We start from the raw sequence: 25,217 nt of genomic DNA, 5'->3' as shown, positions 1-25,217 counted from the left end.
TGGCGAGGGCCCGGCGCCGCACCCCGCGCCGGGCCCTCTCGCCCATCAACCACCACGGTCACCCGTGAGCGCAGGGGCCAGGGAGGAGGTGCCCCTACGCGGGGCAGTGTCGCACCCGGCACCGACAACCGGGCGCAGCAGCCACCCGGACGGCTCACTCGTCGCCGCTGCCGGCGCCCCGGGACCGCAGGAGGTTCCGCGCCCGGTTGGCCATGAGGTCACCGGCCCGGGCGACGTCCCGCAACATCTCCTCCGTCTCGACGGTCTCGTGCATGAACGCCCCCGGGACGAACTCCACCAGGGCGTCAGGCATCCGTACGACGTCCTTGCGGAGTGCAGCGAGCACGGCGAACGCGCGGGCCTGCTTCTCCGTCTCGTCGGCGGCCTGGTCCTGGTCCTCGTCGGCGGACGGCTCGGGGCCGGCCTGCTGCGGGACGGCGGGCTGCCCGAGGCCGGGAACGGTCCCGGACGCGGCGACGACACGGACGGCGGTCCGGGCCTCGTCGGGAGTCTTGGGGGCCTGCTCGGTGACGGCCCGGGCCAGGGCCTCAACGCGGGTGGTCGTCAGCTTCGTGCCCTGTTGCTCGGCGACGGCGGACGCCTCCGCGAACGTGGCGACGGCGACGTCCTCGCCGTACTGCGCGGCCACCGACATGAGGGCGCGAGTGTGCTTCTCGGGGACCTGGTGACTGTCTCCCCGGGGAGACACTTTCGACAGCTGAGCCCCAAGACGCCACTCACCCATCCACCGGTACGCGTGGGCCCGCTGGAACCCCCAGACCTCATCCACGTACGCGCCGAAGCTGCTGTGCGTCTCCCGGTAGAGGCGGCCGCGGTTGATGACCTCCAGGGCCTTGCCCGCGACGATGTACATCCGCTGGAGCCCGCCCAGCGCCCGCTCGCACGCCTCCAGCGTGGCGCGCTCCTGGTCGTCGAGGACGGCGGGCCGGGTCTCCCCGGCGTCGTACGGAGCGGGCAGCGCGTCCACCGAGACGACCTCGGTAACGGCCGGGGCCAGGTGCGCCGTCTCCTGCTTCACCGCACGGTTCCGCCGGGCCAGCAGAGAGCCCCGGTCGTCCCCGGCCCGGGCGGCGGCCGCGCTCACCGGATCACCCCGGCGGCGACGTCGACCAGCTCGGCGGCGAGGAGATCCATCGGGGAGTCGGGGACCAGCCGCGGCGGCCGGCCGAATGCCTGGCCGTACCCGTCCCGGGCGTCCGACCTCGGCACGCGGGTGCGGAGCACCTGATACCCGGCGTCGACAAGGGCGGCCTCCTGCTCGTCGGCGGCGGCCGCGCTCGGGTTGGTCATGGTCAGCAGGATGCGCAGCTCGGGGCAGTGCGCACCGACGCTCTGTAGGTGTTCGAGCGCGGCCAGGATGGACCCGGCCCGGTCCAGCTCCATCCGCGTCGGGGCCATCGTCAGGACGGCCAGGTCGACGGCGGACAGGACGGCGAAGTGCATCCCGCCGGCCTTCCGCACCCACGCCCCGGTATCGACGGCGAGGATGCCCCCGGCCGGGGTGACCTGCTTCGCGCGCTCCCGGATACCCGAGCTGGTCGGCGCCGGGTAGACCTGGCCACCGAGCGGGGCGAGGTCGGCCCACTCGATCAGGCTGCCGCTCTCCTCGTCGCCGGGCTCGTCGGCGTCCAGCGCGGCCGCCGGCACCCCGTCCTCGGTCCAGTGGGCCAGCAGGTGCCCGATGACCGTGCTCTTGCCGCTGCCGCCCTTGCCGACGAATGCGATCCGTACGCCCTCCGCCGGGAGAGCTGGTGTGTCTGGTGACGTCATGCCCGGGACGGTAGCGGCCCGGGCGCACTCGCCGGACGGGCACCCGGCCGCCGGACCGTCCGAGGTGCCCTGATACGCGGCGAATGGCCCAGGTGAGCAGAGATCAGATCCGGCGGCCGTCCGGCGGTAGGGTGCCGCCGCCTGGTCCCCTCGTCCCGGCGCCCCTCGGCGTCCATGCTCCGCAGGCGGGGGCGAGGGACCCGGCACCGTAGACACGACGGAGGGGCCCGCGCCGGGGAAGATCGGCGCGGGCCCCTCGGTGTTGCTCGGTCAGTCGGCGGTGGTCCAGGCGAGGCGCACGAGACCCACGGTCAGCGCCTCGGGGATGAACACCAGCCCGGCGAACAGGACGGCCAGGGGGCCGCCGTGCTGCGCCGCGAGAGCGGCGATGATCCCGGCCGCGACCAGCAGGTGCCCGAAGCCGAGCCACAGGGCCGCCCGGCGGTCCCGGCGGTCGAGGCTGCCTCGGCGCACGAGGCGGTCGTGTACGGCCGTGAGCATCCCGAGCGGGGCCACGGGGCCCACGCACAGCACCACGGCGATACAGGCGGCCTCAACGGTGCCCAGGCTCGGCAGATCACGCAGCGCCCGGTAGAGCACCGGGCCGATCGTCAGCCACACCCCGGAGGCCACGACGGCGAGGCCGGCCCCGTACAGCAGCGGGAGCCGCCTCGTGCGGGCGTCGGCGTCGGTGTTGGTCATCTCGTTCCCCCTCCGGTCAGTACTCGACGGGCCACGGCCGCCGGTGGACGGCGAGGTCTTCGACGGCCTCGTACGCCCCGCTGGCGTCCTCGCCCCGGGCGATCGTCCCCAGCAGCGAGCCCACGACCGCGAGCCCGTTGTAGAGCAGCACGGGCACGTCGTCCTCGTCGGGCAGCTCGGCGGGGACGGAGCACAGGTTGAACCCGGCGAGGGACTTGGTGCCCATCGCGCGCCGGATCTCCCCGGCCGGGACGGCGAGGAACCCGCCCGACTCGAACGTCACCCGGCGCATGAGGTCGACGTCCGGCAGCCCGGAGTCCGCGCGCGGGCCCTGCCGCTCCCGGCGGTGCGCCCGCCAGTTCAGCTCACGGGCAGCCGCGGCGAGGTCGTCGGCCTGGTCGTGGTTCCCGGCGGCGACGGAGACGGCCAGGGAGCGCACCAGCTCCAGCAGGGGCGCGGACTTCCACCCGGTGTAGTCGGTCGCGTCGGTCATCGCTGCGCCTCCGCCTGTACGGCCGTCAGGGCGGCCAGGGCCGCCGTGCGGTACGCCGTGACGTGTCCGCACGGCCACGGGTCCCAGCGGTGCCCCGGCGGGGCCTGGCGGGCCTCCGGGCCGTACCCGGCATCGGTGATCTTCTCCTCGGCGGCGGCCTGGTGCTCCGGGCACGCGTAGATCGCGGCGTGCATCGTCCCGAGCTTCCCGGGGCCCGGGGTCATCGCGTCCACGATCAGCGACGCCCCCGTGCTGCACTCCCACCCGGTGTGTCCGTCGGCGGACGCCTTCCCCGGGTTGCTGCGCAGCTCCTCGGCGTAGCGGGCGGCCTCGGGCCGCACGGTCGGCCCGGGCTCCTCGGCGGCCGGGGCCGGCGCCTCTCCGTCGTCGCCCAGCTCGCACAGCGCGAGGACGGCGGCGTGCTCCTGGTCGTCCAGCCCGAGGGGGCGTTCCCGGCCGTCCGCGACGTCGCGGCGGTAGAGCTGGTGTTGCAGCTCGGCCCACGCGCGCAGCAGCTCCCGCGCCTCGTCGGGGGCGACGTCGAGCGCGGCCGCCACCTCGGACCAGGTGGCGCCCAGCTCCAGGGCCTCGCGGACGCGGACCGCGCGCCCGTTCTCCATGTCCCGGCGGATGGACTCCCGCAGGGCGATGACGGCGAGGGCGTCGGCGGCCGTGCCGCGCTCCACCGGGTGCGGGAAGTCGGCGGGGAGCCGGTTGTTCATCAGCCGGGCCTCGTGCTCGGTCTCCCGCTCCAGCTGCCAGGTGATGGGCGTAGCGCCGGGGACGTCGTGGGGGCGCCGGATCTCCCGCGCCTTCCAGGTCTCGTACGGGTCGGTCATGGGTTGCTCCGTGTCTGGTGTCTGGTGACTGGTGTGGTGACTGGCGTAGCAGCCCGGCCGGGGGGCGCGCGGGCGGTTCGGCGAAGGATCACGCGGCCGTGCCCCTCACAGGCCGATGCCGACGAGGGGGGAGTTCTTCACGCGGTCGACGTCGTCCATGTAGCGGGCCAGGACGCGGGAGCCGTCGACCCACCCACCGGCCCGGGCGATCTCCAGCGGGTCATGCCCGGCGGCCCGGGCGGCGGTGGCGAAGCCACGGCGGAGGGAGTGCCCGGACCAGTCCCCGGAGAGGCCGGCGGCGACGGCCAGGCGCTCGACGACCTCGGCGGCGGCCTCGGCGGTCATCCGTCCGGCCGGGTCCCCGATGGTGCGGCCGCGCCGGGTCATCGGTGGGGCGATGCGGTCCCAGCGGTCGACGCGGACGAACAGGGGGCCCTCGGTGCGCCCGGCGGCCGAGAGGGCGGCCCGGTAGGCGCGCAGGGCCCGCACGGGGCAGGTGGCCGCGTCGCTGCCGTACAGGAGGGCGTTCGTCGTGTGCTTGCGCACCTTCTTGCGGTAGAGGGTCACGTCGTAGCCGTGCTCGGTCTCGACGGCGGCGGCGAGGTCGAGGGCGACCAGCTCGGAGACGCGGGCCGCCGTGGCGAAGCCGACCAGCACCAGGGCGGCGTTCCGCATCCCGGCGAGGGTGGTCCGGTTGGTGCCGGCGAGCATGGCGCGGATCTGCGGGGGGAGAGCCGCGGTCGCCTGTCGCGCCCGGGCGGCCTCGGCTTTCTCCTCGGCAAGCCGGTCCTTGTAGGCGTTGAGGACGGCCCGGGCGCCGCGCATGTTGGGCTTGGGGCGGCCCTGCTCCTCGTGCCAGGTGGTCACGGCGGACATGGCGCGCTCGATGGTCGACGGCCCGGGCGGGCGGTTCGTGCGCGGTCGGGGCGTGACGGTGAGGTGCCGGACCCACTCCGCCATCGTCTCCCCGGACGCCGGTACCGACACCCGGCCCTCGTCGGCGCACCAGGCGGCGAACGCGTCCCGGTCGGCGCTGTACGCGCGGCGGGTGGACGCGGCGGCACTCGCCTCGATGGCGGCGATGGTCTCGGGGGAGAGGTGCCGGTCCCGGTCCGTGTGGACGGCCGCCTCGGCACCGGCCGCTCCCTCGTCGACGAGTTCCGCGTCGACCACCTCGTCAGCCACGGCGACGGCCAACTGACGGCCCGTTCCACCCATGTGATCCTCCCTCATGTCTGGCTCTAGAGAAGGAACATTATCAAGAGTCAGACCCGCGAGAGATGCGAAACGTGCGGACAGGTGCGACACATACGACGGTTTCCGGGACGGTCCCGGCCGCCGTCAGGTGAGCCGCCGCCGGTACGCCCCGGCCGCCCCGAGGCGGGGAACGGAGCGCAGCGGGGCCCGCACTCGCATGGGCCGGTGGTTCCGTGCGGCGTAGACGGCCAGGGCGCACGCGATCACGCAGTCGTCGTGATCCGACTGCCGTTCCGCCTCCAGCCGTTCGGGGCCGGCCTCCACGCTGGACGTCTTCACCCGGTACGCCAGCAGCTCCCGGCGGACCACCCCGGCGTCGCGGAACGGGCCGAACGTCACCTCGCCTTGTTCCAGCGCGGCGACCATCGGGTCAATGAGCGCGGTCTTGGCCACGGTCCACCGGCTCATGCGGTGCTTGGCCTCGCGGCCGCCGGTGATGACGACGGAGACCAGCTGCACGCGCGGGTCCTGCGGGAGGGCCGCGGCGACCATCTCGACAACGGCGTCCCCGATGCCGGTCGCGTCCACGAGGACCAGGACGTGCCCCACCTTCTCCAGCACCTTGCCCACGGCTGCCGACAGGCGCCGGGCCTGCGTCATGTAGTGCGCGCCGGCCTCCGCCCCGGTGGCCAGGGGCAGCCGGGTGACGGAGTGGAAGAACAGCCCGGACGCCCCTGGCAGCAGCAGGGCGACGGCGGAGTGGTCGGTGCGCTTGCCGAGGTCGACCCCGAGGACGGCCAGGCCCTGGCCCGCGTCGAGGGGCGGTTCCTCGGCGGCCAGGACGGCGGCGACGTCCTCGGGCACCGGCTGGTCGTTGGCCTGGCACCACTCCGCGAACGCGGTCGGGTAGTACGTGCGGGCGTACCGCTCGCAGGTGGGGCAGGTGCAGCGCCCGGCGAGGAAGTCACGGCCCATCCGCCGGGCCTCCCGGGTGTCCACAGTCGTCATTGGTCGGTCTCCTCCTGGCCCAGCAGCACGGCCGTCAGGTCGAGGTCGTCAAGGTGGTGCGCGCGAGGGGAGGCGGCGAACGCCCCGGCGACGGCCACCGGATCAAAGACGCCGTCCTCGGCGCCGGTGAACTTGCACTCGTATTCGCGCTCGAACACTGCCCGGGGCAGCCGCCGCTGCTCGCCCCGCAGGAACCCCCGGTCGATACGCGGGACGTCCCACGCGGTGATCAGGTGCCGCTCCCACTCCGGGTAGGTGTCCTCGTCGCTGACGATCTCGTACAGCCACCCGGCCGGGGACCCGGCAGACGTCAGGCAGACGATCGCCCCACCGGTCGCGGCCGTCGTCGGCACCACGGCCTCCCACGAGGACCGGGGCACGTAGGCGCCCTCGTCGACGAGGAGGAGGTGCGCCGTCCACCCGCGCAGCGACGTCGAGGACGCGGGCAGGACGATGATCCGGGACCCGTTGCGGAACCGGACCTCGGTCTGCGTGTCCTCGGCGCCGGCCGCCGCCGCGCCGACGTACGAGAGCATTCCGCGGATGCGCTGCAGAACGATGCGGGCCTGGCGCTCCGTCGCGGAGACGATGAGCACCAGGGCCTCCGGGGTGAACGCGGCCAGGTGCAGCGCCTGGGCCGCCGCAACGCTGCCCTTGCCCACCTGACGCGCGGCGACGATGACCACCCGCCGGGACGTCGAGGCGAGCGCCTTGCGCTGCCACGGGTCCGGGCAGCAGCCGACCGCCCCGAGCGCCACCGACAGCAGGCCGGCGGGCGAGGACTGAACGGCCAGGGCCGCCAGACTCTCGCGGTCCGCAACGGGGCTGGTGGTCACGACTCCTCGCCCTCCGCCCCCGGCAGCGAGCCCGCGAGCTCCAGCGCCACCAGGGCCACGGCGGCGGCCGCGTCCGGGTACGGCCGTACGGCGGCCGCCACCCGCGCCAGCACCTCCGAGACGGGTACGCCCTCGGTCGTCTCCACACGGACCGTTGTGGGGGCGTCCAGGCCCCGAAGACGGGCGTGCCGCTCCCCGATCCGGCCGCGCGCCTCGGTGAGCTTCACGAGGGTGTTCGACACGGCGATGAGGTCCGGCCCGTCCCCGCCCTCGTCCTGCGCCCGGAGCGACTTGAGCAGCTTGGCCTTGATGGTCGAGAGCGTCGTCAGGTCCTCGTCCAGCCGCTCCAGCTCCAGGTGCAGCGCCACCGGAGCGGAGTCCAGCGCCACCTGTGCGTAAGCCGTCTGGATGGTCTCCCAGACGGTGGACTTGCTGACCCCGAGCCGCTGCGCGATCCGGGCGTACGAGAGACCGGAGGCCCGGAGCTGGACGGCTTCCCCGCGCATCTTCGCGGCCTCCTCGGTGCTCAGGAAGCGGCCGTTCGCACCGCGTACCGGCTGACGCTTCACGGGGTCCTCCTCGGGGCGTGGGACGAGTCCGGGGACCGTTCGGACGGCGGCCGCCGGTCAGCCTCACCGGACGGTCCGGTGACCTGCGGTGACGTGCCGTTCGCCGGTGAGGGCGTTCGGACGGCCAGGCGTTCGGACGGTGGCCGGTCCGTGCGGACGGTCCCGGCGGCTGGCGAGGGGGCGGTGCCGGGGATTGTCTCCCCGGGGAGACACTCGGTCAGGGTGAGGTCGACGGCGGCGGGCGGGTCCCGGCGCACCGGGGACCAGACGAGGGGGACGTGCGGGTGCGTCATCGTGCGCCGTCCTGCGGGGTGGTGCCGAGACAGCACGGGTCGCACAGCCGGGTGAGGACGGCGTACCCGTCGCCGGTCGGGAGGTTCAGCAGGGTCGGCAGCGGCGGGCGGGTGCCGCACTGGACGCAGGTGTCGACGTCCACCAGCTCCCAGAACGAGGGCACGAAACACGGCTCGCACGAGGAACCCGCCTCGGGGTGCAGGGCGCTGATGCACGGGGCGGGTACGTGGGTGCAGCGCGTGGGGACGTCGAGGGCCTGGCGGGCGATCTCGGCGGCCAGGCGGGAGAGGTGGGGCCGGCCGAAGTAGAGCGTGAGCTTGTCAGGCACGGCGGCCTCCCCGGAAGCGGCGGGCCTCGGCGAGGATGTCGGCGGCGCGCATCCCGGGACGGAGCCAGGTCTCGCAGTGCTCGGCGAACCGCTCGGAGTCGGCGGTGAGGTGGGGGTCCGTCAGCCGTGACCAGTCGTGTCCGGCGGCGACGACGTCCGCGAGGTGGCCCAGCTCGTGCCGCAGGACGCGGGTACGGGTCTCCGGGTCGGTGCGCGGGTCGACGTCAACACAGCACCAGGTCTCCCGGCCGTTCGTGCGGACGCGGGTGAGGCCGGCGTTCGGCCCGGGGAGCGGGGTCAGGTGGACGGTGACGGCGTCCAGCGGGGAAGCGGCGGTGAGGTCGGCGACGAGGGAACTCCAGCTCTGCCACTGGGGGAAGCCGCCGTGTACGTCGATCCAGCGCCACCGGCCCGAGGCGGTGAAGCTGAGGGCGCCGTGCGTCTTCGGCGGTGGGGCGTCCTCGCCGGGAAGGTCGGTGGGCGGCCTGCGGTACGCGGCGATGTTCAGCCCGCCGGGCGGGACGCGGTAGGAGGTGCCGGCACTCGGCTTGCCGGTGGTCGGAGCCGGGGCGGCGGGGCGGACGGGACCAGGTGCGGCGGCCGCCGTGCGGACGGCGGAGAGGTTCAGCGTCCGGCCGGGCGGGATGTGCACCGGGGGCGTCCATCCCGGGTCGAGGCTGGCGACGATCCGGGCTTGCATCAGGTCGTCGGGGTGCCGACGCGCGTACTCCTTCGCGCGGTCGAGGAATTCGGCACGGGGGTCAGTGGGCATGGGTCGGTCCTTCCAGGGGTGAGGGAATCGCTGTGCGCCCCGTACGAGGCCGGTCTTGTGGCGTGGCGGGTGCCGCGTCGTATCCGGCGGTGCGCGGGGCGGAGAGGGGCGTGCAGCCGTCCCCGTGGGCCGTCACGAGGTCGACGGCCGCCGACCAGTCGGGCGAGTACGGGGAGGCGAGGGTGAGGTGGTCGGCGGTGCGCCGTACGAGACCGGCGGCCACGGTGGCGCGTAGCAGCAGCTCGGCCGTGTCGAGGCGGACGCAGGCGCAGCGGGCCAGGGAGGTGAGGACGTCGAGGCCGGCCCTCGGCTCCAGGACGCCGTACGGGTCGGCGTGGGCGAGGACGGCGTGCGCGAAGACGAGGAACCGGCCTCGGCGCAGCGGGGTCGGCATCGAGGGAGACCACTCCGCTTCGAGGCGGCGGCGGAACACGGCGGGCACGGGCCCGGCCGGGGAGAGTGGCGGCCGCTCAGGCGGGGCCGCAGGCGCCAGTACAGGCATGGTGCGGAACCTCGGTGCTCGGTGATCGCCCGGCCCTCAACCAGTCGGCGTACTGCGATCTCCGAGGCGGCCCATAACCAGCCCTCGGGGTGAAGCGGTGTCAGACGGCGGCGGCCGTCTCGGCGGTGTGGTCGCGCTCCAGCTCGGAGCGGTGAATGCGGACGGTGCGGCCGCTCGGTCCCAGCCGCTTGACGCGCATGTCCGGGTTGGCGGCCGCCCACCGGTAGACGGTGCTCGGGCTCACCTGGAAGTGCGCGGCGACCTCGCGGGCGGTCAGCCACTCCTGATCAGGCACGGCGGTCTCCTCTCCGGCGCGACACCTGCGCCACATGCAACAAGGGCCGGGGAGTGTCGCACATTCCGGGCCCTGGTGGGTGAGCAGCAAAAAGGCCCCCGGCCGCGCCCCTCGTCGGAGGGGGCGGCCGGGGGCCTCAGTGTGGGGTGCTCGGTCAGCGGGCGGGGCCAGCGGCGACCAGGGCAGCCGCGGCGATCCATCCCTTGTGCCAGGACTGATCCAGCAGGGGCCCGGCTCCGGGGTCGCGGGTCAGCCATTGGCCCTTGCCGCTGCGGTGGGCGAAGCGGACCAGCGCGGGGGCCTCGGGGCCGTCCTCGCGCCAGTGGCCGGCGCACCGGTCGGCCACGTAGTGGGTGACGGCGGAGACGGCGAGCCCGGCGGCCGCGCGCCGCCAGTCCAGGCGCAGCCCAAGGTATCGGGAGGCTCCCGCGAGGGCGAGGGCCTGCGTGGCGGTGTAGGAGGCGACGTGCCGGGCGCAGGCGGCCCGGCCCTCGTGCCCGTGGTGACCCTTGGCGACCGCGTCCCTGTCCTGCTGCACCCAGTAGTCCGCGACCTCGTGGGAGGCGGTGAGCAGGGCGTAGACGGCGGCGAACCGGGCGGCCGTGGCGGTGCTGGTCGTGGTGCGCATGCGGGTGTCTCCTTCGGTGGTGGTCACAGGAAGCGGACGCCGGCCTCGTCGGTGTCGTCCGGCCGGGGCTGGACGGACAGGCGCACCGTGCCGTCCCCGAGGGGTTCCATCGCCACGGCGTGCCAGGAGCCGTCAGGGCCTCCGGTGCTGTCCGGCTCGAACGCGGAGACCGGGATGGTCAGGGAGCCGCCGTGCGCCATGAGGACGGCGACGAGCATGGAGTGCGAGAGGTCTTCGGGCCGGACCGGGTGGCCGTCGAGGGGGCCGCCGGTCACCGGTCGGCCTCCGCCGCGTGCAGCTGCTCGTCGTCGTGCTCCTGGTCCTCGTCGCCGAACGGCTCGGGGTCGGGGATGAGGTGCCGGCAGTGGTGGCAGCGGTCGCCGTCGACGGCGGCGAAGGTGCTGCCGCCGCACACCGGGCAGTCGCCGCGTTCGAGGACGGGCAGACCGCCCCGGGCGCAGCAGGGGCACTTGGTGGTGAGGCCCCCGGCGGTGACGGACCACCCGGCTCGGGCGGCGGCGTAGAGGGCGGCGTCCGGCCCGAGGCGGGGTTCGGCGACGAACAGGGCGACGCAGGCGTCCGTGTTGCACGAGACGGCGCGGTGCAGGGTCATGAGGTGGTGTCTCCTTCGGTGATCAGAGGTTGCGGGCGTGGGCGAGGTCGGCGGCCTGGTCCAGGACGCGGAAGACGACGCGGGGCCCGTGGGAGTCGTTGAAGCCGGGCACGGTCTCCTCGCCGGGGAAGTGCCGGCGGATGGTCTCCAGCAGGACGGCGAGCGCGTCGTGCAGCTCGGCCGTGCTGGCGGCCTCGGCTCGCAGCGCCCCGTAGAGGCAGCGGGCGCCGTCCTCGTCGACCGTGGCGCCCTGGCACCAGCCGCCGTGCTCCAGGCGGTGCCGGGCGCGCTGCAGAACGGCCGCAAGGGGCGTCTCGTAGGGGACAACGAGGGGCCGGTACGGCTGGACGTCGGCGGGGACGCGGACGACGTCGGCCAGGTCGACGGGCTCGACGTCGGGGACGCGGAACGCGGTGTTCACGTCGACGGCGGCCGCGGCTTCCTTGAGCCGTTCCGTCATGAGGTCGGAGACGGCCGTCAGGCGCTCGTCGAGGGTCCTCGGGGGGTGCCGGGTCTCGACGGTCGGGGCGGCCCGCTCCGGGGCCTGTGCGGCGACGCTGGGGGCGTTCACGGGTCCTCCGGGGCGGGGTAGAGCGGGCCGGGCCCCCGGCGGCCGCGTACGGCGCGTCAGGGGCCCGGGAGGGGTGCGGGGTCAGGACTGGTCGTCGGTCTCGTCGGAGGGCTCCGTGCGGGCCCACACGCCGTGTCCGACGCGGGAGACGAGACCGGCCTCGGCGAGCTTCGACAGGGTGTTGTCGACGGACCCGGAGGCGGGGCCGCCCTCGATGCCGACGCCGACCGCGTGGCGGATCTCGCGGGTGCGCAGCGGGCCGTCCGCGAGGGCGTCGATGACGTCGTCCCGCAGGGAGCGGACGGGGGCCGGCGGAGCGGGGACGCGGGAGGGAGCGGCCGTCGTACCGGCGGCCTCCGAGGTGGCCGTGCCGCCGGGCATCTCGCCCTTGCCGTCCCAGCCGTCCAGCAGCGCCAGGGCGATCAGGAGGGCCTCGTCGTACGCGCGGCGGAACACGTCGGCCTCGGCCGGGGTGAAGTCGACGAGGGGCGCGGACTCCATGAGGGCGATCAGCCCGGGGTAGGTGCGGTTCTCCTTCACCGCGCGCCAGACCCGGGACATGTACGGCTGCCCGGATTGGATCATCCAGGCGGTGCCTGCGGTCGTCGGCCCGGTGGGGGCCTCTTCACCGGCCCACGCGGCTTCCAGCTCCGCCGACCCGCTCACCCCGAAGTACTTCTTGATGGGGGTGATCTCGACGGTGCCGGTGGTCATGTCCGTGGCCATGCTGCGCGTCATGCTGGAGTTGACCCGCCCGAGCCAGGTCGTGCCCTGCTTCGCGTTGGCGCGGATCTTCTCGGAGTCCCCGAGGTCTTCCAGGTGGAGCGACTGGCCGGCGATCCGGACGCCCATGCCGACCTTCCGCCACGTGATCTGTCCGGCCCCGAGCATCCCGGCGACCCAGCCGCGGAACGGCTTGGGCAGCCCGCAGTCCTCGGCGATCATGCGGTTGATCTCGTCCATCGTGAGGATGGCCAGCCGCCAGGGCTGCCCGAGGATGAACGATCCCCAGCCGTTCGCGGCGCTGACCTCCTGGCGGTAGTCGGCGACGGCGGTGAACGCGGCGAGGGTGGCCGCCGACTCCGCCTGTCCGGCGCCGAAGTGGAACACCCGGCCGTCCGCCTCGGGAAGGCTCATGCCGTCCTGCGCGTCGGTGACGACGGAGACGACGCCGTTGATCCGCTCGGCGGCGATCAGGGTCAGCAGGGTCACGGACTTGCCCGACCCCGGGGCGCCGACGAGGAGGTCGGTCAGCGCTCCCAACTCGGGGTCGTACAGGGGCCAGCGTGCGGGCCGTCCGTCGTGGCGCAGCCCGGTAGCGATGCGGCCGTGCTTGTCCATGCGGAGGTCGTCCGGGGTGGCCTCGCGGACGGTCATCAGCGGGTGCTCGGCGTAGATCGTGACGACGCCCTGAGCCATGCCGTCCGTCTCCACCATCAGCAGCTCGGGGTCCTCCAGCCCGAGGGCCCGGGCGAGGGGGAGCCGGGGGAGGTGCAGCAGCTCACTGTCCGGGGCCTCCACCCGCAGGACGATCCGGTCGGCGTCGAAGCGGTGCCCCACCAGCTCCACCCCGGGAGCGACGCCCTTCGGGGAGGACACCCGCGCGTCCCACAGCGCGGTGAGCTGGTCGGCCGGCGCCTGGTTCTGCTGGCGGGCCAGGTACTCCGCCGGGGCCACCTGTACGGCGATCCGGCCGGGTCCGTGCCCGGGCACCGGGGCGAGCCGTACGGCGTCCACCGGGACGTCGAAGACGGCGGCGACGGCGCGCTGGTCGAGGGAGCCGGGCACGGCCTCGCCGGGCTGCGCCAGGACCACGGCCTCGAAGTCGGGGCGGCCCGGGTGGTACTGCGTGACGTGCGCGAGGCGCGTCGTGCCGGTCACCGGGGAGGCTGCCCAGTGCCGGGCGAGGTCCCCGGCGTATCCGGTGCCGTGGTCGTCCTCGGCGGGCTCCTGGTCGGCGAGGACGGCGGGCAGGTTCTCGGCGGCCCGGCGCAGGCCCCGGGAGCGGGTGAGGGGCACGGCGACGGCGGACGCGGCGGCGACGGCGACGGACGCGGCGACCTCCCACCAGGTGGCGCCCGGCGTGGCGAGGCTGACGCCGTACGCGGTCGACAGTCCGAGGACCGGCAGCGCCTTGTAGGAGGCGGTGAGCAGTGCCGCGCCCCATCCCTCCTCGCGGCTGCGGGCGCGGGTCCACAGGCGGCACAGGACCCCGGCGCCGACCCCGAGGGCGGCGGCGTGCATCTGCCAGACGTCCGTGCTGGGACCGACGGCGGTAGCGAGGCCGGCGGCCCCGTAGGCGATGCGCTCGACGGTGGCCAGGTGCCGGGCGGCGGTCGGGGAGAGCGGCGGGCGGGTCTCGGTGGCGACGGCGGGGGCGACGGTCTCGGCAGTCACGGCGGTTGTCCTCCGGGGAACGAGGTGGGGCCCGGCCGTGACTGGCCGGGCCCCTACGGGTGGTGGTGTGGGTCAGCGGGTGCGGTAGAAGCCGGGGCGGGCCTGGCGGACGCCCGAGGCGTTCACCGCCTCGAACACGCCCCGGTACTCGCTCTGGTGGGCGTCGTGAAGTCCCTGCGCGTTCGTCTGCACCTGGTCCGCCGTGCGGGCCACCTCGGCGGACGCCTCGGCGACGGCGCGCAGCGCGGTACCGGCCTCGGTGATCAGGCCGGTGAACTTCGGCTCCACCTCGGCGGCCGTGCAGAGATCGGCGAGCATGTCGGCGTGGCTGGCGTCCCGCTCCATCCGGCGCTTCAGGGACCACAGGCCCTCTTTCAGCGCGAGGGCGGAGGCGGTCAGCGCGGCCGTGCGGGCGGCCAGCTTGGTGAAGCTCGGGGAACCGCCCCGGGCGGCGGGCAGGTTGGCGGGGCGCGGAACGAGATCGCTCATGGTGGTCATCCCTCGTTGTGGATACGGGCGGACGGCATGACGAGACCGGCGTCCGCGGCTGCCTGCTGGACCGGCTTGTACGCGTCGTGCATCTCGTCGTGCGCGTGCTCGACGGACTCAGCCGCGCGCAGGGACTCCGTGCGCATCGCGTCGGCCTTGCGCGCAAGGACGTCCATCGACTCCGACAGGCGGTCGAGCGCGGAGGAGGTCAGGCGGCCGATCACGTTGTGCCGCTCGCGCAGCTCGGCGGCCAGGTCCCGCAGCGCGTCCCGCAACTCCCGCGCCTTGTCCGCCAGGTCGGCGCACTCGTCGTAGGTCTTGAAGCAGTCCTTCTTGGACGTCGCCAGGGAGTTGAGGACGTCGTCGAGGGTGACGTCCGTCAGGTGCTCGGAGGCGACCCCGGGGACGGTCGGTCGGGGTACGCGGATCGGTGCGCTCACGCGCGGCTCCTTCGTCATCGTGGGGGTGGTGGTCCCGGCCGCCGTGGCGGTCGAGGCGGACCCGGCGGGAAGGCCGGCACGGGCGGGGGCGATGGCCTCGGGCTCCCAGCGGCGGGCGTGCGCACCGGGCGGGTCGACCTGCTCGACGGTCCAGACGACTTCCGCGTCCCACATCGCTTCGAACAGGGAGTCCCAGGGGTTGCGGCGGCCGCCGCCCGGGGGCTCGTAGAACTCCCACCCACCGCCAGGGCCGCCGCTGCTGCCCGTTTCGGCACCGGTCGGGCCCGAGGTGGGGCCCGGTGTCGGACCGGACGCTGCGGGGCCGCCTGCGGCCGTCTCAGGGCCTCCCGGGGTGGTCCCGGCGCTGGTGTCCTCGGTGGTCGTCGCGGCCGCCCCCTCGGCGGTCTCGTCGCCGTCCCGGGGCACGCGGCGGAGGAACGGAGGGTCGGGGTCCTCCCGGCGTCGGCGTAGGCGCTCCTCGGCGCGGCGGCGGGCCTCGTCTCCGAGGGACTTCCCGAGGGTGACCCGCTCGGTGCCGGCCGACGTCGACGAGCCCGAGGTGCCGGTGCCGCTCCCCGAGCTGGACCCGCCGGACCCGGACCCGGAGGACCCGGACCCGGAGGACCCGGACCCGGAGGACCCGGTGCCCTTGCCCGTGGTCCTGGTCGACGAGCCCGACCCCGAGGTGCCGGTGCCGGACCCGCCCTTGCCGGTGCTGCCGCTCGACGAGCCGGACCCGGAGGTGCCGGACCCCGAGGACCCGGTGCCGCCGCCGTTGCGGCGGTGTCGGCCGATGAGCTGGTCGAGGAGACCGCCCCGGCGCCGTCCGCCGCCGTCGCTGCCCGACCCCGAGGTGGCGGTGCCCGAGCCGGACCCGCCAGACCCGGAGGCCCCGGTGCCCTTGCCCGAGCCGCCGGCCTTTCCGCCGCCGGACCCCGAGCCGCTGCCCGTGCTCCTGGTCGACGAGCCCGACCCCGAGGTGCCGGTGCCGGACCCGCTGCCCTTGCGGCCCGGGCCGGTGCCGCCCGCCCCCGAGGGCGAGCCGCTACGGGGCCCGGTGCCGCCACCGGACGACCGGCCGGTGCCTCCGCCCCCGTGGCTGCGCCCTCCGCCCCCTCCGCCGCCCCCGAGGGTGCGGCGGCCGTACTCAGTGCTGGAGGGGACACGGCCGCGGCCGCCACCTCCGCCGCCGGTACCGGCGGCGTCCGCCCGCATCTGCGCCTCGGCGAGCCGCATCCGCGCGGCGCGCAGCGGGGCCGCCTCGGCGGCCGCCTCCATACGGCGCTGCCGCCAATCGGTGATCGCTCCGGTGGCGCCACGCAGGGCCGCGAGGGCGATAGCGAGTATGGCCGCCAGGCTCAGGGCCCCCATGCCGATCTCCTCCCCCTCGTCGCCGTCGTCGTCCAGGCCGTCCGAACGGAACGTCGCCGGCACCCGGCCCGGAGGCGGGGGCAGCGGCGGGACGCCCGGCGCGGTCGCGGCGACGAGGGAGTCAGCGGCGGACCGGCGGCCGTTGCTGGCGGGAACGGGGACCGCCCCGGCGCTCGGGGTGGAATCCGGCGGCGGGGCGGTCGGCGGGGGAGGCGGCGTTGAGGGCCGCCGGGGTGGTGGTGGAGGCATCGGGGGGAGGGTCGGCGGTGCCGTCCCCCTCGGCCTCATGGTGATCACGTTGTCGTCGTCGGCCACGTAGCCGCTCCCTTGACGGTCAGTCACCGGGCGGGGCATCCTCGCGCGCCCGCGCGCCCGCTCGACCGCGCGCCCGCATTATGCGCACGCGAGGCGGACCCGGCCCCGGTGATGATGGTGATGATGATTACTGCGCGTGCTCCTGCTGGTCGCGCTGCTCGACCTGGTAGCACCAGTTCTCCAGCGTCCTCGCCAGGTGATCCCACAACTCCGGATCACCCGCGCGTTCGGCCCGGGTGGCGACGGCTCGGGCGTGGTCCCACCAGACGGCGGCGACCCCCTTCGGTCCCCTCGCAGCGTTCGCTGCCTGCCGCGCCTGCAAATGCCGGACGCGGTTGGCGTAGCGGCGCTCCTCCGGGGTGACGACCTCGCTCACGCGCCCCTCCGCTGCTGCTGGTTGAACAGGTCGTTGATGCCGCGCGCGGCCGGGCGGCCGGGCTCGACGGCCGGGGCCGCCGTGGCGTCTTCGGCGCCCGGGGTGAACGCGGACGCGCTCTTGTGCAACGACTTCGCGGTGACGGCGGCGAGCTGGTGGCGCGCGCCGGCCCTCCGCTGCTGCTTCGCCGCGCGCTGCCCGGGGAGCGCCTGGACGGTCCGCCGGTGGTCGGCGTAGGCCAGGCGGAACCGCTCCATCTCGTTCTCCTGCTTGCGGGCGGCCTTGATGGCGGCCCGGAGGTGCTTCTCCACCTTGCGGGCCCGCCTCGGGGCGGACAGGCGGCCGTCGCCGTCGACGACCTCGGACCGCAGCGCGGACTGGAACAGGGCCAGGATCGCCTCGTACTCGGCCGCGTCTCCGTGGTGGACGCGCTGCCGGTCGAGGGACCAGTGCGTCAGGACGTCCAGGTCGAGGAGGCGCGCATAGTCGACGTCGCGCCGGTTGATCTCGGTCACGGTTTCCTCCGTGGTGTGCCGTAGGGGCGTGGTCGGGTGGTCCCGCAACCGCGCCCGGCCGTGAGGGGGGAGGCCGGGAACGGCAGCAGCAGCACCAGGCGCACGACGAGGGGCGGCCCGGTGTGGGCCGCCCCTCGGTGGTGTGGGTGTCTGTGCTGGTCAGTCGTCGTCGCAGCCGCACGCGCAGCCGGGGCCGGCGCACCTCCCGCAGTCCTGACAGGCGGAGCAGGTGCGGCAGTGGCCACAGCCACGGTTGTCGGGGGGCCAGCAGCCGCACCCGGTGGGCTGCCAGGGGTCCGTGCTGCCGAAGAGCCCGAGCTGTCCGGGCACGTTCTCCTCGGGCGCGCGTCGCGGCGCGCGTGGCCTGACCCGCGCCATTACCGGACCTCCGGGGCGTAGCCCTCGGCGAGGATCTGCGCGGCGGCCGCCCGGTACTCCGAGGCGGTCGTCTGCGAGACGCCGAATGCGGTCATGACCGACTCCAGCGGCAGGTGCTCGGCGTGGCCGGCGCCCTCGGTGAGGATCATCCGGGCCACCTTGCGGATCTTGCGGTCACGCGGGGAGAGGGTCAGTTCGTCCTCCGCTTCGACGGCCGCGCGCTCCGCTTCGGCCGCCCGGCGCCGGGCTTCGGCTTCGGCCTGCTCGGCTTCGGCCGCGTCCTGCTTCGCCCGGGCGGCGCGGGCCCGGGCCTCCTCGGTGCTGGCCTCGGCAGCCGCCGTGCGGGCCTTGTCTTCGGCCGCGATGAGGGCCGCTTCGGCTTCGCGGGCCCGGGCTTCGGCGGCGGCCTTGTCGGCTTCGGCCGCGCGGCGCCGGGCTTCGGCCGCGCGCTCCTCGGCGGCCGCGCGCTCCGCGTCGGCCCGGGCGACGGCCTCGGACTCCAGGGCCTCCGTCTCGGCGGTCGCGGCCCGCTCGGCGGCGGCGACGTCGGCGGCCGCCAGGACCTCCGCGCGGCTGGTGGACGCCTCCACCTCGGTACGGGCGGCCTGGACGGCTCCAGCGGCCTTGAGACGGGCGATCTCGGCCTGTGCGGCCCTCTCGGCCTTCCTGGCCTCCTCGGCGACCCTGGCGTCCTCCTCCGCGTCCCGGAGGGCCTGTGCGCGCTTCTCGGCCTCCTGCGGGAGGGCCAGGGCCTCCGCGACGGTCAGGCCGTACCGGGCCATCGTGAGGGGCAGCAGGGCGTCCGCCGGGGCGTTCTTCACGCTGCCGTACTGCCGCTTGAGCATCACGCGGTAGACGAGGTGTTCCTTGTAGAGGTCGACGGCCTCGGCGTACGTCGAGAGGTCCCAGAGCTTCATGCGGCGCCACATGCCGAACGTCGGCCCCGGGGCCAGCAGCCACCGGGAGAGCGGGACGCTCGGGGCGGTCGCGGTGTCGGCGCTGACCACCCGCTTGATGGCGGTCTTGCCGATCTCCACCACGGCGATGAACAGGACCGGGACGATGCCGTGCGCGAAGCTGGCGACGTAGTCCACGGCGGTCCAGGCGCCGGCCGATGGGGCGGCGGAGGCCGCGTTGAGGACGATGGTCGCGCCGGTCAGCAGCCACACCGGGAAGCGCACCCACGCGATGGGGCGGCGCAGCCACGTCATCAGCAGGTCGAGGGCGATCAGGACCAGGATGCCGACGTCGACGCCGACCGTGAACAGCCGAGCCTTGCCCAGCGTGGCGAAGCTGAGGCGGTCGTGCGCGAACGCGGCGACGTGCTCGAAGGAGAGGTACAGGCCGATCCCGGCGAGGGTCAGGGCGGCCAGGACGATAGCCGCGGCGGCCGTCGTCTGCCCCCGGGTGAGTCCGCCGGGGAGGCTCCACCGGCGACCCGTTCCCGAAGTCGTCTCGGTCGTCTCCGAAGCCGGGGCCGCCGTGGGCGAAGTCTTCGGCGGCGCGTCCGAAGCGGAGCGCGGCGAGGACCGGCCGGGGGCGGCGGGCTGCTTGCTGAGGGGCAGGGTGGTGAGGGTCATCAGGTCCTCCGGGTGATGGTCGGGCGAAGTGTGTCCGAAGCGGCGGCCGCCGTCCCCGAAGCCGGGGTGCGGCGGCCGCCGTGGCGCCCGAAGGGTCGGTCAGTTGCGTCCGTCTCGCCCGGCGGTGAGGAACAGGGCGAGGGTGGCGAGGGCGGCGCCGTACGCCGACAGGCAGGTGAGCAGCGTGGGCACGGACGGCTGGACGACGGAGACGCCCAGCCACGCCGTGGCGTGCCCGGTGAGGACCAGGACGGCGGCGGCCTCGCGGACGGTGAGGCGGCGCGGGGGCCGGCGGCGGGTCACCATCCGCGCTGCCGGATGATCCGGCGCCGGGCGGCGGGGTCTCGGGGGAGCGGCGGCATCGGGGTCGGCGTCGGCACGACGACGATGCGGCGGCGCTGCGGGGGGACGGTGCGCTGCGGCTGGTCGGGGCGGTCAGCCACGGCGGCCGCCCTTGCCCTGGCGGACGCGGCGCAGGGCCTCGTCCATGTCCGGGTCGGAGTCGGTGGGGAGAGCGGGCCGGGTGTTGGTACGGTCAGCCACTGCGGGCTCCTTCATCTTGTCTGGTGACTGGTGTGGGGCTCGACGACACGGCCCCCGGTTCAGGCGCTCCAATCGCCTCGGGGGCCGTCGTCGTGCTCAGCGGGGGTTGGGGATGGTGCCGGGGACCGCGCGGTGCCTCGGGCACTGGCACGGCGGCCAGGGCGCGGCGAGGAGCTGCGCGAGGGGGTCGGCGGTGCGCGGGTCGTCGTGGGGCGTGGCCAGGGCGGCGGGCTCGCTGTAGGTGCGGCCTCCGTCGCGGCTGACGCGGATGGTGATGACGGATGCGCCCTCGGGGGCGCGGCGGCCGCCCCTCACTGGCCGGCCTTGAGTGCCGCGTCGAGGAACGCCACGCGCTCCGCCGGGGTGAGGCCCGGGGCGATCAGCAGCATCCGGCGGGTGCCGTGCCGGGTGACGCGGGCCGGGCAGTGGGCGGGCAACGTGCGGTCGAGGCGGACCAGGGTCCGCGACCGGTGGGCGAGCCGGGCGAACCGGAGCAGGTGCACCCGGTCCCGCATGTCGAGGGCGTCGCGGCCGGTCAGCGGCTCGTCGAGCGGCGGGCCCTGGAGTCGGTCCCGCATCGCGGCGGCCGCCTGGCCGAACAGGGGCTCGTCGACCGGGGGCGCGAGGGTGGCGGTAGGTTCGTTCACGCGTTCTCTCCTGTCTGGTGACTGGCGAACGCAGCGACGGCCCCGGCATGGTCTCCAGCCTCCCGGGGCCGTCGTGCGTACGACGAGGCCCCCGGCGGGGTTGCCGGGGGCCGGGGTGGTGCTGGTCGGTGTCAGGCCGCGAGAGCGGCCGTGGGGGCGTCCTCGTCGGTGCCGGGAAAGGCGACGACCTCGGCGGCCTCGGTGATCCGGAGGGACGGGGCGCAGCGCTTCATGGGGACCGGTCCGAGCCCGAGCCGGGCGTAGGTGGCGCGGACCTCGTCGAGGTCGACGGTCGTCCGGGAGGACGGGGTGCGCTCCACGGTGAACCGGCCGTAGACCCCGGAGGGCAGGCGGTCCAGCAGCTTGCGGGCCTTGCGCTTGCCCCGGTCGGCGGCGCGGGCCTCGTCGCAGGCGGTGAGGTAGGCGGCCGCGCTGGTCTCGATCTCCTCGGGCGCCGGCATCTCCTCGGGGGTGAAGACGTCGGCCGGGTCGGGGACGGTCTCGGCGGCGCGGGAGCGGACCAGGGAGCCCGGGGTCACGGTGGAGCGGACGGCGTCGGCGACGGTGCGGAACGCGCGACGCGCGCGGGAGGTGACGTTGCGGATCATGTGGTGCCTCCGGGGTGTCTGGTGCTGATGTGCGTGATCCCCGGGGCGCTCCAATCGCCTCGGGGACCAGGTGCCGAGTAGGCGCGGCACCGGCACGACGCGCGACGCGCGAGGTGCTGGACCGCGACGACTCGGAAGTCATCGGGTGCCGGTCTTCACCGCCATGTTTCCGACCTCCCACGTGCTCGAAGGCTGGCGGTCCACGGGTTTCCGGCGTGTTCCCTGATATGCGGTTCTCAAGATCCAGACGCTTCCTTCAAGCCGCCGTCACGCGCTGCTCTCCGGGCGTTCGGCCACTTCCTGTAGGAAGTGACTTCATGTAGGAAGTTACGGCGTGAGGCGTGTAACGTCAACTACATCCGATAGGAAGCCGGAGGAGAGCAGGCGAGATGAGTAGCGGAACAGTGGCCGACATGGTCGATGACCTGCGGCAACGGATCGATTCAGGCGCGTTGGAGCCGGACGAGAAACTGCCGTCGACGCGCGTCCTGATGGAGACCTACGGGCTCTCCGACAATGCCGTCTACCGCGCGATTGCCCTGCTCAAGGCAGAGGGCTACGCCTACAGCCGCCAGGGCAAGGGCGTGTTCGTCCGGAGCCGCCGCGCCCTCATCACGGGGGCCCGGCGCATCCGTGGCATCACGCACCCCGGCGAGCGGATCGAGTGGCGCTACAGCACCCGGACGGAAGCGCCGGCATGGGTGGCGGAGCACCTCGGCGCCGGTGAGTGCGTGGAGCGGGCGCGGACCGTGCGCAGGGGAGACGAGATCAAGGAGGCGTCCCGGTCGTGGGTGCACCTGGACGTCGTCGGCGTCGTGCCCGAGCTGGACGAGGCGCGGCCGTGTAACCCGACCTGGCAGGCGGTCTACACCGAGCGCTCCGGTAACCCGGTGAAGGCGGTCTCAGTGATCGCGGACGCCCGCATTGCCACGGACGACGACCGGGAAGCGCTCGGGCTTCCTGCGGGCACACACCCCGTCCTGTTCACGCGGACCGTGTACGCCACGGGCGACCGGGTGATCGGCGTGGGCGAGAGCGTCCCTGCACCCGGCAACCCCGTTGACCTGACGGAACACTGACCCCCCTCGGAGGACCTGATGAACCGCACAGCCACCCAGCACGCCGGCATCGCTGCCGAGTCGGTCGACGGGCTTAACCAGTGCCTCCGGGCCGCCCTGACGGACGCCGACGATGCCGACCTCGCCGGGCTCAAGGACGCGTTCGAGACGGTCGCCAGTCTCAAGCTGCTGGCGCAGCGGCTGACCCTGGCAGCCACGCAGACGCAGCAGCTCGTGAGCAAGTGGCACGAGGAGGATCACCTGTACTCCGGGGCGGTCGACACGGGCGAGGCGGTCGCCTCGTTCGGCACGGCGATGAGCGACGCGAGCACCGCCGCCCGCGCCCTGTTCATCGCGCTGGACAACGCGACCCGGGGCAACCTCGGTCTCGTCGGCTGGCAGGAGCCGGCCCCGCCCGCGGCTTCCCCGGCCGCGAGCTGAGCCCCGGCACGACAGCGCCCCCGCTCCAGGGAGATCGGAGCGGGGGCGCTGTGCTGTGCGGTCAGGACGCGGAACGGAGCTGCACCACGTTGTCGGTCTCGCCGGTCGCCTTTGGGGTGAGGCGGTAGTACCGGACCTTGCCCACGCGCATCTCCGGGTCCTCCTCCAGCCATCCGCCCTCGATGAGCTGCCGGCGGACGCGGGTGAAGAGCTGCGGGAGCATCCCGAGGTCGTTCGCCATCGCGGCGGCCGTCTCGGGCACGGTCCCGGTGTCCGTCTGGTCCTTCGAGGCGTAGAGCAGGACCACGATGCGCTGAAGCGGGGGCAGCTCGCTGGTCCGGCGGAGCAGGTCGACGACTTCCTCGCGGCACTCGATGTTCATGCGGTCCTCCTGGTGCGGCTCGGACGGGTCACGGGCGTGATGTCGGCGGCCTTGATCTCTTCCCCGGGCAGCACAGGCGGGTTGCATCCGGCGACGGCCTCGCGCTGCTCCAGGCCGGAGCCACGGCCACCGAGGTACGGGCTGACCGCGTAGAACCGGGTCACGCCGACCTTGTCACGTTCCAGGAGGATGCGCCGCTTCCGGAGCCGGGTGCAGATCCGGCTGTAGCCCTCGGGCGTCATGCCCAGCTCGGCGGCGATCTGCTTCGCGGTCTTGCGGACGGCCAGCCCGTGGCCCGGCGAGTTGAGGATGAACCAGATGATCACGCGGACCTCGGCGTCGGTGAACTCCTTGGAGCTCGTGACGATCGCGAGCATGCGGCTCTGGCTCATGCTGCTGTGCGCTCCGCCGTATGCGTACGGCGCGAACGGTACGACGTCCCCGTCGTCGGCCTGCCTCCTGCTGATCGGCACCGCGTGACCTCCTCCCATAGGAACTTTTAGTGTCGTGACCTTAACCGGCGGCCGGTCACAAAGCAACTATGAGTTTCTACGGCGTGGCGGGGGTGAGACCTCCCGCCGGGCCAGGTCGGTGCATGACGCAAGGATTGATCCTGAGATCAAGACCTCTTGACCCGCCGATCAACACCAAACAACCCGTTTCCCCAGGTCACAGCGGGTTTCAAGATCGCGGCCTCTAATAACGTGACACCCCGCGCCCCGGTGGTCACGCCCCGCACTCCCCTGCACCTCCGTACGCAACGCGCGCGCCGTCCCGGCCTCGGTCACCAGGCAGCAACGGGAAGGCCGGCCGCCGGGCTCGGGCCGTCCTCGCCTGCGCACCGGGTCGGCGAGTCCTCAGCCCTGGCGGGCTTGCGGGTCCCGACTGATGCCACCTGGCCGCCGCTGGCGGCCGCGGGCGGTCCTCGGCTGGCCACAAGCAGGGAGGAAGCGTTGTCCTGCCGGTGGGTGGCTGAGGTACCTCCGTACCGCCGTCCTCGGCGCCCCCGCCGCTGGGGTTGCCTTTCTGTGGCTGAGGTCGATTCCCCCGCCGTTGATCACCCGCACTAGGGAAGGCCAGCCGACGAGGGGGCGCGCGTGCGCACGGTCGCCGGGGGAGGCGAGCGGTAGGTGCCGGGCAACAGCTCGGGGACCAGGCCCCGGCGGGCGGGGGTCCGGAGGAGCCCGCCGGGGGTGTGCGCAAGGGCGTAGCCCGTAGCCCCGGAGCGCAGCGGAGGGGTCGCTAGTAGGAGGCCGCAACGGCGCGCACCACCAGCTCACAGGGTCCGGCCTCCGGAGGCGACGCACTGCCGGACCGGGCCGCAAGGTCCGGTGCCCACCAGGGGCGCGGCACCAGGCGAGGAGAGCCGACCGGCGAGAGATCCACCCCCGGTAGCGGCGATGGAACCCGCCGGTTCCCTCAGCTGCCACCAGGGCCACCGAGGGAGAGCAGGAGAGGGCAGAGACCCCCGGCACGGCGCTCGACGGCCTCGTGCGGGCCGATCTCCCCTCGGCGCGGGTGCCGGGCCGTAGCAAACCGCGAACGGCCGCCTACGGAGCGCACGCGGCCGCGAGGTCGGGCAGGCGGCTGACCTGCGGTCGAAACGGGGAGTTGCGCCGTCTACGCGATCCGATCAATACAAAACAACTCGGAGTTGCTTGGGGGTGATCCTGGGGTTCAGACGGTCCGCTGACCTGCGGCATCAACGCCCGGTTGATGTGATGGAACCCGCCGGTTCCCTCGGGCCCGGTGTACGTGACCTGGTTGACGTACGGCGGCCGCCGATGACGTACCGGTCCAGCGCGGCCGCCGTCGAGGCCGGCCTACGCGAACAGGCGGCGGGCCAGGGCGGCGAGGGTGGCGGTCTGCGCCTCCACCTGGTCCACCTCGGCCGGGGTGATGCACTCGTGGCACAGCACGGTCGGGGCGCCGGTCTCCAGGTCGACCAGCACCCGCCCGAGGCGCAGCACCTCGCCACCGGCACCGATGACGAGACGGGTGCAGCGGGCGCAGTCGTCGCCCTGGTAGTCGGACACGGGGAACCTCCGGACGGATCGGGCGGGGCGGCGGAGGAGTATGCACCACCAGCTCGCCGGGGGCGGCGGTCCTCGAGGACGCGCGGCCGCGCGAAAGGCCGGCGGACATGGCGAGGGCCCGGCGCCGCACCCCGCGCCGGGCCCTCTCGCCCATCAACCACCACGGTCACCCGTGAGCGCAGGGGCCAGGGAGGAGGTGCCCC

33 protein-coding genes are annotated in these 25,217 nt (G+C 74.4%); 2 read left to right on the top strand and 31 right to left on the bottom strand.

The window, feature by feature from the left end; translation table 11 throughout:
• Positions 1 to 154 precede the first annotated feature (154 nt).
• The 28 genes from ACIF9R_RS36585 to ACIF9R_RS36450 all read right to left on the bottom strand — a co-directional run bounded on the left by ACIF9R_RS36585 (position 155) and on the right by ACIF9R_RS36450 (position 21,097).
• Positions 155 to 1,105: a hypothetical protein gene (locus ACIF9R_RS36585; protein ID WP_399987174.1), complete on the bottom strand. Its 951-nt coding sequence runs from the start codon at positions 1,103 to 1,105 to the stop codon at positions 155 to 157.
• A complete protein-coding gene (locus ACIF9R_RS36580) occupies positions 1,102 to 1,791 on the bottom strand; it encodes a hypothetical protein (RefSeq protein ID WP_399987172.1) in 690 nt (229 codons plus the stop codon). The genes ACIF9R_RS36585 and ACIF9R_RS36580 overlap by 4 nt, the downstream gene beginning before the upstream one ends.
• A gap of 270 nt (positions 1,792 to 2,061) precedes the next feature.
• Positions 2,062 to 2,493: a hypothetical protein gene (locus tag ACIF9R_RS36575; RefSeq protein WP_399987170.1), complete on the bottom strand. Its 432-nt coding sequence runs from the start codon at positions 2,491 to 2,493 to the stop codon at positions 2,062 to 2,064.
• A 16-nt stretch (positions 2,494 to 2,509) separates the two neighbouring features.
• A complete protein-coding gene (locus ACIF9R_RS36570; protein WP_399987168.1) occupies positions 2,510 to 2,986 on the bottom strand; it encodes a hypothetical protein in 477 nt (158 codons plus the stop codon).
• Positions 2,983 to 3,825, bottom strand: a complete 843-nt coding sequence (locus tag ACIF9R_RS36565) for a hypothetical protein (RefSeq protein ID WP_399987166.1) — start codon at positions 3,823 to 3,825, stop codon at positions 2,983 to 2,985. The genes ACIF9R_RS36570 and ACIF9R_RS36565 overlap by 4 nt, the downstream gene beginning before the upstream one ends.
• Before the next feature lie 105 nt (positions 3,826 to 3,930).
• A complete protein-coding gene (locus ACIF9R_RS36560; RefSeq protein WP_399987164.1) occupies positions 3,931 to 5,043 on the bottom strand; it encodes a site-specific integrase in 1,113 nt (370 codons plus the stop codon).
• 123 nt (positions 5,044 to 5,166) lie between these two features.
• A complete protein-coding gene (locus ACIF9R_RS36555; RefSeq protein ID WP_399987162.1) occupies positions 5,167 to 6,030 on the bottom strand; it encodes a hypothetical protein in 864 nt (287 codons plus the stop codon).
• The gene (locus tag ACIF9R_RS36550) at positions 6,027 to 6,866 is read right to left on the bottom strand and encodes a terminase large subunit domain-containing protein (RefSeq protein WP_399987160.1); all 840 of its coding nucleotides are present in this window, start codon (positions 6,864 to 6,866) and stop codon (positions 6,027 to 6,029) included. The genes ACIF9R_RS36555 and ACIF9R_RS36550 overlap by 4 nt, the downstream gene beginning before the upstream one ends.
• A complete protein-coding gene (locus ACIF9R_RS36545) occupies positions 6,863 to 7,435 on the bottom strand; it encodes a helix-turn-helix domain-containing protein (RefSeq protein WP_386330276.1) in 573 nt (190 codons plus the stop codon). The genes ACIF9R_RS36550 and ACIF9R_RS36545 overlap by 4 nt, the downstream gene beginning before the upstream one ends.
• A gap of 289 nt (positions 7,436 to 7,724) precedes the next feature.
• The gene (locus ACIF9R_RS36540) at positions 7,725 to 8,057 is read right to left on the bottom strand and encodes a hypothetical protein (RefSeq protein ID WP_399987157.1); all 333 of its coding nucleotides are present in this window, start codon (positions 8,055 to 8,057) and stop codon (positions 7,725 to 7,727) included.
• Complete coding sequence (locus tag ACIF9R_RS36535; protein ID WP_399987155.1) at positions 8,050 to 8,829, bottom strand: hypothetical protein; 780 nt, start codon at positions 8,827 to 8,829, stop codon at positions 8,050 to 8,052. Before ACIF9R_RS36535 ends, ACIF9R_RS36540 begins: the two co-directional genes overlap by 8 nt.
• Entirely contained in the window at positions 8,819 to 9,331 is a 513-nt protein-coding gene (locus ACIF9R_RS36530; protein WP_399987153.1) for a hypothetical protein, read from the bottom strand. Before ACIF9R_RS36530 ends, ACIF9R_RS36535 begins: the two co-directional genes overlap by 11 nt.
• A 100-nt stretch (positions 9,332 to 9,431) precedes the next feature.
• The gene (locus ACIF9R_RS36525) at positions 9,432 to 9,626 is read right to left on the bottom strand and encodes a helix-turn-helix domain-containing protein (protein WP_399987152.1); all 195 of its coding nucleotides are present in this window, start codon (positions 9,624 to 9,626) and stop codon (positions 9,432 to 9,434) included.
• 154 nt (positions 9,627 to 9,780) lie between these two features.
• The gene (locus ACIF9R_RS36520) at positions 9,781 to 10,254 is read right to left on the bottom strand and encodes a hypothetical protein (RefSeq protein WP_399987150.1); all 474 of its coding nucleotides are present in this window, start codon (positions 10,252 to 10,254) and stop codon (positions 9,781 to 9,783) included.
• 23 nt (positions 10,255 to 10,277) lie between these two features.
• Positions 10,278 to 10,529 carry a pRL2-19 gene (locus tag ACIF9R_RS36515; protein ID WP_399987148.1) on the bottom strand — a complete coding sequence of 84 codons (252 nt, stop codon included), beginning with the start codon at positions 10,527 to 10,529 and terminating at the stop codon, positions 10,278 to 10,280.
• Complete coding sequence (locus ACIF9R_RS36510) at positions 10,526 to 10,867, bottom strand: hypothetical protein (RefSeq protein WP_399987146.1); 342 nt, start codon at positions 10,865 to 10,867, stop codon at positions 10,526 to 10,528. Before ACIF9R_RS36510 ends, ACIF9R_RS36515 begins: the two co-directional genes overlap by 4 nt.
• A 22-nt stretch (positions 10,868 to 10,889) precedes the next feature.
• On the bottom strand, positions 10,890 to 11,438 hold the full coding sequence (locus tag ACIF9R_RS36505; protein WP_399987145.1) for a hypothetical protein: 549 nt from the start codon (positions 11,436 to 11,438) through the stop codon (positions 10,890 to 10,892).
• 81 nt (positions 11,439 to 11,519) lie between these two features.
• Positions 11,520 to 13,835 (bottom strand): hypothetical protein, encoded by a 2,316-nt coding sequence (locus ACIF9R_RS36500; RefSeq protein WP_399987143.1) that lies wholly within the window; start codon positions 13,833 to 13,835, stop codon positions 11,520 to 11,522.
• 72 nt (positions 13,836 to 13,907) lie between these two features.
• A complete protein-coding gene (locus tag ACIF9R_RS36495) occupies positions 13,908 to 14,324 on the bottom strand; it encodes a conjugal transfer protein TraB (RefSeq protein ID WP_399987141.1) in 417 nt (138 codons plus the stop codon).
• Between the two features lie 5 nt (positions 14,325 to 14,329).
• Positions 14,330 to 16,477 (bottom strand): hypothetical protein, encoded by a 2,148-nt coding sequence (locus ACIF9R_RS36490; protein ID WP_399987139.1) that lies wholly within the window; start codon positions 16,475 to 16,477, stop codon positions 14,330 to 14,332.
• A 100-nt stretch (positions 16,478 to 16,577) separates the two neighbouring features.
• Entirely contained in the window at positions 16,578 to 16,826 is a 249-nt protein-coding gene (locus ACIF9R_RS36485; protein ID WP_399987137.1) for a hypothetical protein, read from the bottom strand.
• The gene (locus ACIF9R_RS36480; protein ID WP_399987135.1) at positions 16,823 to 17,341 is read right to left on the bottom strand and encodes a hypothetical protein; all 519 of its coding nucleotides are present in this window, start codon (positions 17,339 to 17,341) and stop codon (positions 16,823 to 16,825) included. Before ACIF9R_RS36480 ends, ACIF9R_RS36485 begins: the two co-directional genes overlap by 4 nt.
• Positions 17,342 to 17,718: 377 nt before the next feature.
• On the bottom strand, positions 17,719 to 19,299 hold the full coding sequence (locus ACIF9R_RS36475; protein WP_399987133.1) for a DUF2637 domain-containing protein: 1,581 nt from the start codon (positions 19,297 to 19,299) through the stop codon (positions 17,719 to 17,721).
• 99 nt (positions 19,300 to 19,398) lie between these two features.
• Positions 19,399 to 19,605 (bottom strand): hypothetical protein, encoded by a 207-nt coding sequence (locus tag ACIF9R_RS36470; protein ID WP_386330304.1) that lies wholly within the window; start codon positions 19,603 to 19,605, stop codon positions 19,399 to 19,401.
• Positions 19,599 to 19,742: a hypothetical protein gene (locus ACIF9R_RS36465; protein WP_399987131.1), complete on the bottom strand. Its 144-nt coding sequence runs from the start codon at positions 19,740 to 19,742 to the stop codon at positions 19,599 to 19,601. The genes ACIF9R_RS36470 and ACIF9R_RS36465 overlap by 7 nt, the downstream gene beginning before the upstream one ends.
• Positions 19,743 to 19,938: 196 nt before the next feature.
• Positions 19,939 to 20,157 (bottom strand): hypothetical protein, encoded by a 219-nt coding sequence (locus ACIF9R_RS36460; RefSeq protein ID WP_399987129.1) that lies wholly within the window; start codon positions 20,155 to 20,157, stop codon positions 19,939 to 19,941.
• On the bottom strand, positions 20,154 to 20,489 hold the full coding sequence (locus ACIF9R_RS36455; RefSeq protein ID WP_399987127.1) for a hypothetical protein: 336 nt from the start codon (positions 20,487 to 20,489) through the stop codon (positions 20,154 to 20,156). The genes ACIF9R_RS36460 and ACIF9R_RS36455 overlap by 4 nt, the downstream gene beginning before the upstream one ends.
• Positions 20,490 to 20,620: 131 nt before the next feature.
• Complete coding sequence (locus ACIF9R_RS36450; RefSeq protein ID WP_399987125.1) at positions 20,621 to 21,097, bottom strand: hypothetical protein; 477 nt, start codon at positions 21,095 to 21,097, stop codon at positions 20,621 to 20,623.
• Positions 21,098 to 21,486: 389 nt separating this feature from the next.
• Between ACIF9R_RS36450 and ACIF9R_RS36445 the strand changes: the two genes are divergently transcribed.
• Positions 21,487 to 22,176, top strand: coding sequence for a GntR family transcriptional regulator (locus ACIF9R_RS36445; protein ID WP_399987123.1), 690 nt, complete (start codon positions 21,487 to 21,489; stop codon positions 22,174 to 22,176).
• An 18-nt stretch (positions 22,177 to 22,194) separates the two neighbouring features.
• The gene (locus ACIF9R_RS36440; RefSeq protein WP_399987121.1) at positions 22,195 to 22,596 is read left to right on the top strand and encodes a hypothetical protein; all 402 of its coding nucleotides are present in this window, start codon (positions 22,195 to 22,197) and stop codon (positions 22,594 to 22,596) included.
• 61 nt (positions 22,597 to 22,657) lie between these two features.
• Here ACIF9R_RS36440 and ACIF9R_RS36435 read toward each other — a convergent pair whose 3' ends face one another.
• The 3 genes from ACIF9R_RS36435 to ACIF9R_RS36425 form a co-directional block, all read right to left on the bottom strand.
• Complete coding sequence (locus ACIF9R_RS36435) at positions 22,658 to 22,978, bottom strand: replication initiation protein, RepL2 (RefSeq protein ID WP_399987119.1); 321 nt, start codon at positions 22,976 to 22,978, stop codon at positions 22,658 to 22,660.
• The gene (locus ACIF9R_RS36430) at positions 22,975 to 23,451 is read right to left on the bottom strand and encodes a MarR family transcriptional regulator (RefSeq protein WP_399987118.1); all 477 of its coding nucleotides are present in this window, start codon (positions 23,449 to 23,451) and stop codon (positions 22,975 to 22,977) included. Before ACIF9R_RS36430 ends, ACIF9R_RS36435 begins: the two co-directional genes overlap by 4 nt.
• A gap of 1,350 nt (positions 23,452 to 24,801) precedes the next feature.
• On the bottom strand, positions 24,802 to 25,014 hold the full coding sequence (locus ACIF9R_RS36425) for a hypothetical protein (RefSeq protein WP_399987116.1): 213 nt from the start codon (positions 25,012 to 25,014) through the stop codon (positions 24,802 to 24,804).
• Between the last annotated feature and the right edge of the window lie 203 nt (positions 25,015 to 25,217).

The organism is Streptomyces sp. NPDC086080, from assembly GCF_044540255.1.
GTDB lineage: Bacteria > Actinomycetota > Actinomycetes > Streptomycetales > Streptomycetaceae > Streptomyces.
The sequence above is the reverse complement of the archived record's forward strand: the minus strand, read 5'-3'. Positions and strand labels throughout refer to the sequence as shown.

Bases quoted from the DNA above. Each gene is read 5' to 3' on its own strand.
- ACIF9R_RS36475 (WP_399987133.1), bottom strand. From the start codon at position 19,299: ATGACCCTCACCACCCTGCCCCTCAGCAAGCAGCCCGCCGCCCCCGGC.
- ACIF9R_RS36580 (WP_399987172.1), bottom strand. From the start codon at position 1,791: ATGACGTCACCAGACACACCAGCTCTCCCGGCGGAGGGCGTACGGATC.
- ACIF9R_RS36565 (WP_399987166.1), bottom strand. From the start codon at position 3,825: ATGACCGACCCGTACGAGACCTGGAAGGCGCGGGAGATCCGGCGCCCC.
- ACIF9R_RS36555 (WP_399987162.1), bottom strand. From the start codon at position 6,030: ATGACGACTGTGGACACCCGGGAGGCCCGGCGGATGGGCCGTGACTTC.
- ACIF9R_RS36520 (WP_399987150.1), bottom strand. From the start codon at position 10,254: ATGCGCACCACGACCAGCACCGCCACGGCCGCCCGGTTCGCCGCCGTC.
- ACIF9R_RS36535 (WP_399987155.1), bottom strand. From the start codon at position 8,829: ATGCCCACTGACCCCCGTGCCGAATTCCTCGACCGCGCGAAGGAGTAC.
- ACIF9R_RS36530 (WP_399987153.1), bottom strand. From the start codon at position 9,331: ATGCCTGTACTGGCGCCTGCGGCCCCGCCTGAGCGGCCGCCACTCTCC.
- ACIF9R_RS36570 (WP_399987168.1), bottom strand. From the start codon at position 2,986: ATGACCGACGCGACCGACTACACCGGGTGGAAGTCCGCGCCCCTGCTG.
- ACIF9R_RS36575 (WP_399987170.1), bottom strand. From the start codon at position 2,493: ATGACCAACACCGACGCCGACGCCCGCACGAGGCGGCTCCCGCTGCTG.
- ACIF9R_RS36450 (WP_399987125.1), bottom strand. From the start codon at position 21,097: ATGATCCGCAACGTCACCTCCCGCGCGCGTCGCGCGTTCCGCACCGTC.
- ACIF9R_RS36445 (WP_399987123.1), top strand. From the start codon at position 21,487: ATGAGTAGCGGAACAGTGGCCGACATGGTCGATGACCTGCGGCAACGG.
- ACIF9R_RS36495 (WP_399987141.1), bottom strand. From the start codon at position 14,324: ATGAGCGATCTCGTTCCGCGCCCCGCCAACCTGCCCGCCGCCCGGGGC.
- ACIF9R_RS36560 (WP_399987164.1), bottom strand. From the start codon at position 5,043: ATGGGTGGAACGGGCCGTCAGTTGGCCGTCGCCGTGGCTGACGAGGTG.
- ACIF9R_RS36435 (WP_399987119.1), bottom strand. From the start codon at position 22,978: ATGAACATCGAGTGCCGCGAGGAAGTCGTCGACCTGCTCCGCCGGACC.
- ACIF9R_RS36470 (WP_386330304.1), bottom strand. From the start codon at position 19,605: ATGGTGACCCGCCGCCGGCCCCCGCGCCGCCTCACCGTCCGCGAGGCC.
- ACIF9R_RS36440 (WP_399987121.1), top strand. From the start codon at position 22,195: ATGAACCGCACAGCCACCCAGCACGCCGGCATCGCTGCCGAGTCGGTC.
- ACIF9R_RS36510 (WP_399987146.1), bottom strand. From the start codon at position 10,867: ATGACCCTGCACCGCGCCGTCTCGTGCAACACGGACGCCTGCGTCGCC.